The organism is Gemmata sp. (assembly GCF_051859125.1).
Classification (GTDB): Bacteria; Planctomycetota; Planctomycetia; order Gemmatales; family Gemmataceae; genus Gemmata.
Genome location: NZ_JBHYGG010000117.1, coordinates 1 through 11087, shown reverse-complemented (window position 1 = coordinate 11087; position 11087 = coordinate 1). Strand labels below are relative to the sequence as shown.

Below are 11087 nucleotides of genomic sequence, written 5' to 3'. Positions count from 1 at the left end.
GGGGTCAATGTGACCCCTCGCTCGGCGCTCGGGCTCGGACCCGTAACTCGGACTACTCGCGGCCGGCCCAAATGGGCCGGCCGCTTCGTTTGATGCGTCCGGTTCATGGTAGGCGACTCGCTCCGCGAGTCGCGCCGCGGCGCAAGTGAGGGCTCCCGGTGTGCCGCGACGCCCGGATGGTGTCACTCGCGGAGCGAGTGACCTACCCACGACCGGCCGCGTCGCTTGGTAAGAACCGCCGCGGGGTAAGCTTTACCGAGTAGTTCTTGCAAATGGGTGAAACGAAATTACACGGTCGGAGCCCGACGCCGAAGCCGGCAGAAAATCTTTCGGAGCGCAAGCGCTTCTGCAAAAACAGCTTGGGAACTGACAGTGCGGCCGGCCGGGCGTTTGGCGCGCCGACTGCTTTAACCTCTCTCGTCGCAACGGTTCCCCCAGAGCCAACGACATAACGGGCCAACGGAGTTCCCCCAACCACCCGCGGCCAGGCCGGATTCCCCCAAGTAACCGGCCAAGAACACGTTTTCTTCCCCCCGAACGAGCCGCCCGGTCCCCCCCGGGCGGCTCGCTCTATTTGGTGGGCACCCCACGCACGCCGCTCTCGCCCCCGGAAGTTCGCGGGTCGGCGCTTTCACGCGACTCGCCGGCGGCTGTATAATCACGGGACCGGTCCCGACCGACCCCGCACGACGCACACGCCAATGAACGCTCCGCTGTACGTGACGCCCCCGCCCGTGGTCCCGCTGCCCGAGGCGCAGCCGCCACAGGTCGGGGTGGTGCCGCAGTTGCTCCGCCAGTTGATCGGCCTCCAGCAGCAACAGAACAACCTGCTCAAGACGATGGTCGCGCAGCACGACAGCGGCACCCGGTGGCGGAACTTCCTGGCCCGGTGGGCGGAGGAGTTCCCGAACATCGGCCCGGCGTGCAAGCAGGCCGCCCCGGTGCTGGAGCGGGCGTACCTGAGCCTGCTCCGCGAGCTGACCGAGCGGGTGACCGCGCCCGACGCCGACGACCTCGAGAACGAGTTCGCGCTCGGCGAGTTCCTCGACCGGTTCGGGATGCGGCTCGGGCAGCTCAGCAACATCCTCGGCCAGGTCGGCCCGCTGGCCGACGCGACCCCCGTACCGGCACCGCCGCCCGATCCCGAGGAGAAGGGGTGAGGGCGGCGAGTGGCGCGTGGTGAGTCGGTGGAAGAAGCGATCCGCACCGTCTTCCCCACCACGACTCGCCGCTCGCCCCTCGCCCCTCGCCCCCTCACGACACGACCGCCGCCGGACCCCCGCATGGACCTCGCACCCGCCGACCTGACCCGGATCCGCGACCTGTACTCGCAGGGGCTGTACCGCACCGCCCACGCCGTCGCGGCCGCGCTCGGGCCGATGCGGGCGTGGGCCGGCACCCCGGCCCGGCTCATCGGGGGCCGCCTCGCGATCCAGCTCGGGGCCGCGGCCCTCGGCCGCCGGATGCACCTGCTCGCGTACCGCAGCACCCCGTCGCACCCCGAGGCGATCTACTACCACGCCCGGTTCCGCATGGAGCGGTTCGGCCCGCTCGCCACCTGGGAGTTCATGCGGAAGAACCCGGACTGGTCCGAGGCGTCCCCGGAACTGCACGCCGACTGGCTCGCGCTGACCGCGTTCACCGCCGCCCGGCTCCGCGACTTCGACCGGGCCGAGCGGTGGCTCAACCGGGCCAACACGGTTGCCCCGGACCGCCCGTGGCCGTGCATCGAGCGGTCGAGCGTGTACGAACTGGCCGACCGGCTCGACGACGCGCTGGCCGCCGCGCGCCGGTCCCTGGAGATCCAGCCCCTGTTCCGCCCCGGCGTGCAGTCCGTCGCGCACGTCCTGGTGCGCCTGGGCCGGGACCGCGAGGCGCTCGACGTGCTCACCGAGGCCGAGGCGAAGCTGGAGAGCGGCCTCGTGTCGGCGCAGCTCGCGGCGGTGCAGAACGAGATGGGGCACCACGCCGACGCCCGCCGCACCCTCGACCGGTACGCCGCGTTCTCCCCGCTGCTGGACGCCGAGGCCGCCAAGTGGCTCGCCGCCCGCCGCGCCGACACCGCCTACTTCCTCGGCGAGTTCGGGACCGCCGCCGCCCACGCCCGCGAGGTGAGGGACCCGTTCTACGACCGGTTCGCGACTTCGGTCGAGAAGTGGGGAGTGGAGCGTGGGCAGCGGAACGCACCGGACGGGCCGGGCGAGGGGCGCCCGGAACTGCCGCCGCCTTCCGACGAGTCTTCACTGTCCCCTGTTCACTCTCCACTCCCCACTGCCCGGACCATGCTCCCCCTCGACGCGAGCGGCGCGCCGCAGCCGGGGGTCGCCGAGGTGCTCGCCCGGTTCTGGAAGCACCCGCTGCCGAACCCCGGCCCCGAGGCCCCGCCGCCGCTCGACGGGCTCCCCGACGCGGCCGAGCGGGACCGCGCCGAGCGGGCCGGGTGGGCGTGCCGCGAGTTCACGCTCGCCGTCGAGCCCGTGGCCGCCCTGATCGGCCGCGGGGTGCCGTTCGTGCTCACGCTGGTCGAGGCCGGGTTCTCGCAGTCCCGGGTGTGCGTCGGGGCCGACGCGGTCCGCGGCAGCCTGTTCATGGCCGACGGCCAGGACCGCCGGCCCGCGGAAGCGCCCGTCGCCACGCTCCTGGAGCGGTTCGGCGCGTTCGGCCCGCGGTGCCTGGCCCTCGTGCCGCCCGAGCACGCCGACAAGCTCGCCGGCGTCGCCTTCCCCGAAGGCGAGGAGCGCGACGCGCTGTACGCGGTCCAGAGGCCGCTGCTGGGCCACGACCGGGCCGCGGCCGCGGCCGCACACGCGGCGCTGACGGAGAAGTTCCCCGGCACCCGGTTCGCGACGCTCGCGGACCTCGCGCTGGCCCGGTACGACGCGCACCCGGTCAAGCTCATGGCCGCGTACGACGCGCTGCTCGCGGCGCACCCGCACGAGGCGACGTGGGTGATGTCGAAGGCCACGGTCCTGCGCGAACTGAACCGCACCCCCGAGCGGGTCGCGCTCCTCGAGGCCGAGACCGCGTCGCTGACCGCCGACCCGCTCCTCATGCAATCGCTCGCCCAGGCGATCCTCCCGCTGCCCGCCCGGCAGGCCGAGGCGTCGTGGCTGCTGCGGCGCTCGGTGCGGAACCGGCCCACGGCGGCCGCGGGGTACTTCCTGCTGGCGACCCAGTGGTGGGAGCACCGGCGGTTCGACGACGCGACCGAGTTGTACCGGTTCGCCGCGACGCTCGACGACCGCGAGGACCAGTTCGCTGAGGCGTACTTCCGCGCGGCCCGCGCCACCGAGCAGGTGCCCGAGGTGCTGCGGCTGTTCCAGCAGAAGGCCGGCCGTGCCGCGGTGCCGGCCCCGGCCGCGACCCGGGCGCTGTTCCACGCGCTCATGGACCGCGACGAGCCCGAGCAGGCCGCCGCCGCGCTCGACCAGGCGATCACCAAGCTCGCGGCCGCGAAGCCGGCCGACCCCGCGCCCCCGCGGCCCGAGGACGCCGCGCTGGGCGACCTGCTCCTGTTCCGGGCCGAGTGCCACGCGGCCGCCGGCCGGCACCCGGAGGCCGACGCCGACCTCGCCGCCGCCCGGCCCCTGGTGCCCCTCGCGGCGTGGCACAAGGCCGCGGCCCGCGTGAGCCGCATCAAGCCGGACGTCGCCTCGGCCGGGGCGCACTTCCTCGAAGTGGCGAAGCTCGACCCGCTCGCGGCCGACACGCACCGCACCCTCACGGCACTGCTCGCGTCGACCGACGGCCGCGCCGCCGCCCGGACGCACCTCGCCCAGGCGTGCCAGAAGTTCCCGCACCACTACCCGCTGCTCAAGCTCCGGGCCGAGTTCCTCTCGGGCGACCCGGACGCCGACGCCGACCGCGCCATCCTCGGGATGCTGGCCGACTGCGGCGACGACGCCTGGGCGCTGCGGCAGCGGGCGCTGGTGCTCGCCGAGCGGAAGCGGTTCGACGAGGCGTTCGCCCAGCTCGACCGGGCCGCGGCGCTCGAGCCCGGGCACCCGTGGCTGCACGCCGTCTCGGCCCAGGTGCAGAAGCGGGCCGACAAGACCGACGAGGCGCTGCGGTCGATCCGGGCGGCGCTGGCCGCGAACGTGGACCAGGAGCCGATGGTTACCGAGCTGGTCCAACTGAGCCGCGGCCGCACCGAGAAGCGGGCCGCCCTCGACTTCCTCGCCGAGCAGCTCCGCGCCCAGCCGCACACCGGCGAGGGGCTCGTCGCGTTCGTGGACCAGGCCCGGCAGGTGTACACCGACCCGGACGACCACTCCGAACTCCTCACCACGCTCGAAGAGGTCCTCGACGAGCGGCCCGACCTGTGGCAGGCGTGGTCGGTCGTGGTCCAGCAGATGGCCGGGCTGATGCGGCTCGAAGAGGCCCACTCGCTGGCCCGCGAGGCGGCCGGCCGGTTCCCGCTGCTGGCGAAGCTGTGGCTCGACCTGTCGCAGGTGCTCCAGGCGATGGGCAACGCCGAGGCCCGCGTGGACGCGCTGCGGCAGGCCGTGGCGGTCGCCCCGGGGTGGTCCGTCGCGGCCCGCGAGCTGGCCGACGCGCTCGACGACGCGGGCGAGCAGGACGAGGCGATCGCGGTCATGGAGCGGGCCGCGCTCAAGTCCCCGCTCGACCCGTTCGCGCACGGGTTCCTCGCCGAGCGGCTCTGGGACGCGGGCCGGTCCCGGGAGGCGCTCGAGCGGGCGAAGGCGGCCGTGCGCCACGAGCCCGGGTACGACTGGGCGTGGCACGTGATCCAGCACTGGTCGGACCGGCTGGAGGCGCCCGACGAGCCGGTCGAACTGGTCCGCGAGCTCACCCGCGACCGGGCCGGCGACCCCCGCGTGTGGCTGCGGCTGGCCCGGATGCTCCACCACCCGCGGTACAACGACGAGGTGCTCGCGGCCCTCGACCGGGCGACGGCGCTGGACCCGAAGAACGTCGAGGCGCACGACCTGAAGGCCGAGCGGCTCGCCGACATGGGCCGGTACGACGCCGCGCTGGCCGCCGCGCAGCCCCCGGAACTCATGGCCGAGCTGCCGTTCATCCTCCAGGGCCGGGTCGCGTGGGTCGAGGCCCGCCGCGGGAACTACGCGGCCGCGATCCCGCCCATGCAGGCGCTCGTCGCCGTGGACCCGAACTACCTGTGGGGCTGGCACCAGCTCGCCGAGTGGTACAACGAGACCGGCCGCACCGAGAGCTACCTCGAGGCCGCGTCGGAACTCGTGCGGCTCCAGCCCGGGCACCCGGTGTCGCTTAGCATGCGGGGCGAGGCCAAGCTCCAGACCGGGGACCGCGACGGGGGCAAGGCCGACCTCCGCGAGGCGCTCAAGGTGAGCGCCAACTACTCGCCGGCCGCGGCCATCCTGTTCGACGCGTGCCTCGCCGACGACGAGGTCAACGACGCCCGCAAGGTGCTGGCCGTGTTGCAGGAGCACGCGGCGGTCCCCGAGGTCGCGGTCAAGCAGATCCAGCTCGCGGTGCGGACGGAGGACGCCGAGGCCGCGCTCCGGTCGTTCGCCGAGGTGTGCGAGGGGGCCGGGCAGTCGCCGTACCCGGTGCAGTCGGCCCTCACCGAACTGCGCTCGGCCGGGTGGGGCGAGCGGGCCGAGCGGGTGATGCGCGACGCCTGGCAGGGCGGCGGCCCGTTCCACCCGTGGGTGCCGGTGTTCTGGATCGACTCCGAGGACGGTCGGGCGGCCGAGCCGGGCGAGCGGGTCCGGGCCGCCGACGCGTGCATCAAGGCGTACCCCAAGTTCATGCCGGGGCACGACAGCAAGGCCGAGCAGCTCGCGCTCGTGGGCCGGTTCGACGAGGCGCTGGCCGCGTGCAAGCCGCCCGACCTCGACCCGCTCCCGCTCGAACTCCGGGGCCGGGCCGCGTGGATCGAGAACCGCCGCGGGGACCGCGCCCGGGCCATCAGCCTGATGCGGCAGCTCGTGACCGAGAACCCGACGTTCGTGCTCGGGTGGCGGCAGCTCGCGACGTGGTACGACACCGCGAACCGGCCCCGCGAGTGCCTCGAGGCGTGCGAGCAGTACGTCAAGCTGGAGCCGACCAACCCGGTGGCCTACGTGTACCGCGGGGAGGCCCGCCGCGGGACCGCCGACCGCCGCGGCGCGCTGGCCGACTTCCAGCGGGCGTTCGAGATCGACCCGACGTTCGAGGCGGCCGGGCTGAACCTCATCACCGAACAACTGGCGACCGGCGACGCGGCCGGCGCGGCCCGCACGCTCACCGCGGTCACCGAGCACTCCGACGGCCCGCTCGTGAAGCTCCGCGGGGTCCAGGTGCTGTGCCGGCAGGGCGACTTCGAGCAGGCGCTGGCCCGGTTCCGGGCGCTGGCCCAGGACGAAGAGGCGTCGCGGGGGCTGCTCCGCGAGGCGGTCCTGGCGTTCGACGCCGAGGGGTGGGGCGCGAAGCTGACGCCCGAGTTGCAGGACCTCGCGTTCGCCGCCGAGGGGACGCCCGACCTCGCCGGCCTGTGGGCCGAGCGGGCCGTGGCCGCCGGGTCGCAGGACGCCGTGTCGGACCGGCTCCCCGAGTTGCTCGCGGCCAACCCCGCTGCCGGCCGCGAGGTCGCCGTCGCCTACGTGTGGGCGCTGGCCGACGCGGGCAAGCCGGTCCAGGGGGCCGTCACGAAGTACAGCGAGGCGCTGCGGTCCCACGTGGCGACGTGGGCGCGGGCCGGGGCCGCGCTGGTCGCGACCGGGAGCCTGGCGCACGCCGCCGCGTGGCTCGCCGAGTGGCGGGACCGCGACGGCGTCGAGGCGTGGATGCTGCGGCCGCTCGCGATCGCGTACCGGGGGCTCGACAAGGACGACAAGGCCGCCGAGGTGTGCCGCGCGGCCGTGAAGCTCGGCGGCCCGGACGACGTGCTGGCCGACTTCCGCGCGTGGCTCGCGCTCGACCTGGCGCTGGCCGGCCAGACCGACGAGGCGGCGGCGCACGCGGCCCGCGTCGACAGCGTCACCATCCCGGACGGCACGCGGCTGGTGCTGGCGATGGCCGAGGCGGTGATGATGGTGGCGCGGGCCGGCCCCGGCGGGAAGGCGGCGGCGCTGGCCGAGGCGAAGGACCACCTGAAGGCGGCCGCCGCGGTCGGCCCGAAGGCGTACCCGGCCGGCGCGGCCCGTGCGTACCGGCGAGTCGTGAAGAAGCTCGCCGCCGACGCCGGCACCGTCGCCGCCCGGCTCTGGGCCGGCTGGCAGCGCATGTTCCCGCTCGTGAAGTGAGGGGCGGGAAACCGGGCGAACCCTGAGCGCCAGCGAGGGGGTGCGCGTGAACCCTCAACCAAGTGGTTGGTCCGAGCCCGAGCGCCGAGCGAGGGTTCACGTCCAACCCTCGCTCGGCGCTCGGGCTCGGACCGGACACCGATCCACGGGGCGTGACCTTACTCGTCCACGTCGAACACGACGACCTTCCCCGTGCGGGTGCCGCAGACGCCGGCGAGGCCGTCGGCGCTGGCGGTCACGCTCGTCAGCCCGCCGCAGCCCCAGTCGTACTCCCGCTCGATCGCCCACGAGTCCGCCGACCACACCCGCACCACCGGCGTGCCGTCCACCGTCGCGAAGTGCCGCCCCGTGCCCAGGAACGCGAGGTCACGTAGCATCTCCAGTTCGAGGTACGTCACCTGGCGCGTGACGTTCCCGTTGCGGGTGTCCATGACGTGGAGGGCGGACTCCCAGCCGAACACGACCGTCTGGCTGTCGCGCGAGAAGCCGAAGAACCCGTCGCCCACGTAGCGGACGCGCCGCTGTCCGTTCAACCCACCACTGACCGCGACGCGCAGTTCGAACAGATTGGTGCCGATCCCGGCGATGAACTCGCCGTTGGGACTGAACGCGAGTTTCGTGAACGGGGACCAGAAGTCGAACCCGGTCTTCGGCCGCAGCCCAGGGAGTTCCCAGCATTCGAGCTTCACCTGAGCGACGCGCCCGGACCGCGTCGCGGCGAGCGTCTTGCCGTCGGGCGACACCGCGACGCCGCCCGAAAAGGAGCCGGGGAGTGCGTGAACGACGCGGCCGACTCGAGAGTCGATGAGACTTCCGCCGGCTCGCTGATAGAGGCGCGCGACCCACGACGAGTCGGGGCCGAAGGCGACTTGGCCCATCTCGGGGACGAAGAGCCGGCCGGTGTCCGATTCGGCCGCGTGGCGGTGCAGCACCCGCCCGCTCACCCAGTCGCACACGGCCAACTCTCTCGACGTGGCCGCGGCCAGGAACCGGCCGTCGGGCGACACCGCCAGCTTCAACACGGCTTCTTCGAAGGCTTCGATCACTCGCATGGGCTTCGCGCGCTCCCTTCGGGTCGCGGCGGACAGGGCGGGTTTCAAATCCGCACTCCGCGTTCCGTACTCCGCATTTCACACGTCCACGTCCCACAGCGTCACCCAGCCGCGCTCGCCGGCGGTGGCGGCGGTCGCGCCGTCCGGGGCGAACGCGACCGTCCGCACGCGGCCGTTGCCCCACGCCAGCGCCCGCACCTCGGCGAGCGTGTTCGCGTCGAGCAACTTGACGCCGTCGCCGGACGCCACCGCGAGGAACTGCCCGCCCGGGTGGAACGTCAGCGAGCGGCCCACCGAGCCCTCCTCGACGGGCAACTCGACTTCCGCACCGGTCGCGAGGTCCAGCACCCGCACCCGGCTCCGCGACGTGAACGCGACCCGCTCGCCGTCGGGCGACAGTGCCCACCCGGCGATGGTTTCGTCCGGGCGGGTCGGGTACGGGTGGCTCGCAACGCTCGCGCCATCCGCGGGGTTGCGGGTCACGAATTGCCGCGCGCTCGACCGGTGCCCGATCAGCAGACCCGCGTCGCGGCGGTACGCGAACGGCCCGTCCCAGACGTACTCCTCGTTGATCTGCCAGAGCCGCTTGCGCACGCGGTCGCCGGCGAGGGCGTGTCGCGACAACTTGAACGTTCCGACCAAATCCGTGAAGGGCTGGTAGTGCGAGAAGACCACCGACGCGCCGTCCGGGGCGAAGGCGATGCCGCCGATCTGGCTCGGCCAGCCGTCGGGAAACGCCAGATCGGTCTCGACGCCGTCGGGCGTGCGGGTCCACACGCCGCCGGAATGGAACGCGACGAACAACCGGCCCGTGCCCGCATCGAAGTGCGGTGCGAGCGGGCCGTGCGACTGGGTCAGAGCAGTGATCGGCGGGTTCGATGATGCGACATCCCAGATGGCGACGCCGCGGCCGTTGCCGCCGCACACGAGGTGTCCCCCGTCGGGGCTGAACGCGAGGTGCTGGTTCGCCTTCACCCGGCCCGGAAGCACGCGCATCGCTCGGCCCCTCCACTTCACCCGGTTCCGCATTGTACTGCCGGTGCGCCGCGGTGCGAGCGGGCCGTGTTCGCGGTCCTTGCCGCGGGCGGGGCCGCCGTTATGCTGCCTCTTTCCCGCACCCGCACCCGGAGCCGCCGTGTCACGCAACCCGTCCGTACTCATCACCGGGGCGTCCGGCGAGATCGGCCACGAGCTGATCGCGCGGCTCACCACCGGCACCGCGGCCCGGCAGGTCGTCACCCTCGACCTGAACCCGCTCCAGCCGCAGCTCGCCGCCCGGGTCCGCCAGCAGTTCACCGGGTCGATCCTCGACACGCAGCTCCTCGAACGGGTCATCGCCGAGTACGAGGTGGACCGCGTGTACCACCTCGCGGCGCTGCTCTCGACCCGCAGCGAGTTCAGCCCGGCGCTGGCCCACAAGGTGAACGTCGAGGGCACGCTGAACCTGCTGGAGTTCGCACAGAAGCAGGGCGAGAGCCACGGCCGGCCGGTGGTGTTCTTCTACCCGTCGAGCATCGCCGCGTTCGGGCTCCCCGACGCGCCCACCAAGGCCGCGGCGGGGCGGGTGAAGGAGGACGACTTCAACTTCCCGACGACGATGTACGGCGCGAACAAGCTGTACTGCGAGCACCTCGGCCGGTACTACACGCGGCACTACAAGCAGCTCGCGGCCGAGAACCTGAGCGGCAAGGTCGACTTCCGGTGCCTGCGGTTCCCGGGGCTCATCTCGGCCGAGACGGTCCCGAGCGGCGGCACCAGCGACTACGCCCCGGAGATGATCCACGCCGCGGCGCAGGGCACCCCCTACGCCTGCTTCGTGCGGCCCGACACCCGCATCCCGTTCATGGCGATGCCCGACGCGGTCGAGGCGATCCTGCGGCTCATGTCGGCCCCCCGCGAGAAGCTCACCCGCACCGTGTACAACGTCGGCGCGTTCGCCCCGAGCGCCGCCGAGTTCGAGGCCGAGGTGCGGGCCGCGTTCCCGAGGGCGGCGCTCGGCACGACGGTGGACACCAAGCGGCAGGCGATCGTGGACTCGTGGCCGGCCGACGTGGACGACTCGACCGCCCGCCGCGACTGGGGCCACGCCCCGAAGTACACGTTCGCGTCGGCGTTCCACGAGTACCTGATGCCCAGCGTGCGGAAGCGGTACGGGGGGTGAGGCGGGGCGTGAAACGGTTGCGGCGGGTTCGGGGGAGGGGTCTCCGCAAACGAGGCGAACTCCTCGCACGAGCCCCGAACTCCTCGCACGAGCACCGAACTCCTCGCAAACGAGCCCCGACTCTTCGCCAACGAGGGGGGGAGCCTCGCGAACGACCCGGTAGACTCCGCAACCGACGGGAGCAATTGTTCACCCCCGGGCAATCATTCCGTCCTGAACGGCTTCTGCGGAGTGGGGAGGTGGCGGGGTGAGACATCGCAGTTGGTGCGCGGTTCAGGTGGAGCCCCTCACCCGCGACTCGAAGACTCGTCGCGACCTCTCCCCGTCGGAACGGGGCTCAGCAAGTGCGGAGTGCGGAACGCGGAGTGCGGAACCCAAGACCCGGTCTTCATTCCGCGTTCCGCACTCCGCGTTCCGCATTGGCTCCGATGCCCCGATCTCGGGGGAGAGGTCGCCGCGCTTCGCGGCGGGTGAGGGGGTGAAGGCCCGACCGAGTCCGGTCAGGTTTGCGTGGTTGGTGGACTGCGATCCGGTCAGATTCGCGTGGTTGGTGGACCGGGATCGCGGTGCCCCCGCCCCCCCCCCACCCCGCCCCCCCGGCCCCCCACACCCCCCCCAACCCGGGCGGGGGGGTGTGTTGGGGGG

5 protein-coding genes are annotated in these 11087 nt (G+C 73.3%); 3 read left to right on the top strand and 2 right to left on the bottom strand.

The genetic code is table 11. The features are described 5' to 3' along the window. Nucleotides 1-701: 701 nt before the first annotated feature. A complete protein-coding gene (locus ACTIGN_RS12895) occupies nt 702-1160 on the top strand; it encodes a hypothetical protein (protein ID WP_439624397.1) in 459 nt (152 codons plus the stop codon). Between the two features lie 123 nt (nt 1161-1283). Continuing rightward, on the top strand, nt 1284-7229 hold the full coding sequence (locus tag ACTIGN_RS12890; RefSeq protein WP_439624395.1) for a hypothetical protein: 5946 nt from the start codon (nt 1284-1286) through the stop codon (nt 7227-7229). A gap of 158 nt (nt 7230-7387) precedes the next feature. On the opposite strand, the gene ACTIGN_RS12885 is transcribed toward ACTIGN_RS12890, so the two are convergent. Further along, nucleotides 7388-8281: a WD40 repeat domain-containing protein gene (locus tag ACTIGN_RS12885; RefSeq protein WP_439624393.1), complete on the bottom strand. Its 894-nt coding sequence runs from the start codon at nt 8279-8281 to the stop codon at nt 7388-7390. A 78-nt stretch (nt 8282-8359) separates the two neighbouring features. After that, nucleotides 8360-9277: a WD40 repeat domain-containing protein gene (locus tag ACTIGN_RS12880; protein WP_439624391.1), complete on the bottom strand. Its 918-nt coding sequence runs from the start codon at nt 9275-9277 to the stop codon at nt 8360-8362. A gap of 139 nt (nt 9278-9416) precedes the next feature. On the opposite strand from ACTIGN_RS12880, the gene ACTIGN_RS12875 reads away from it, so the two are divergent. Beyond that, on the top strand, nt 9417-10442 hold the full coding sequence (locus ACTIGN_RS12875) for an NAD-dependent epimerase/dehydratase family protein (protein ID WP_439624389.1): 1026 nt from the start codon (nt 9417-9419) through the stop codon (nt 10440-10442). The last annotated feature ends 645 nt before the right edge of the window (nt 10443-11087 follow it).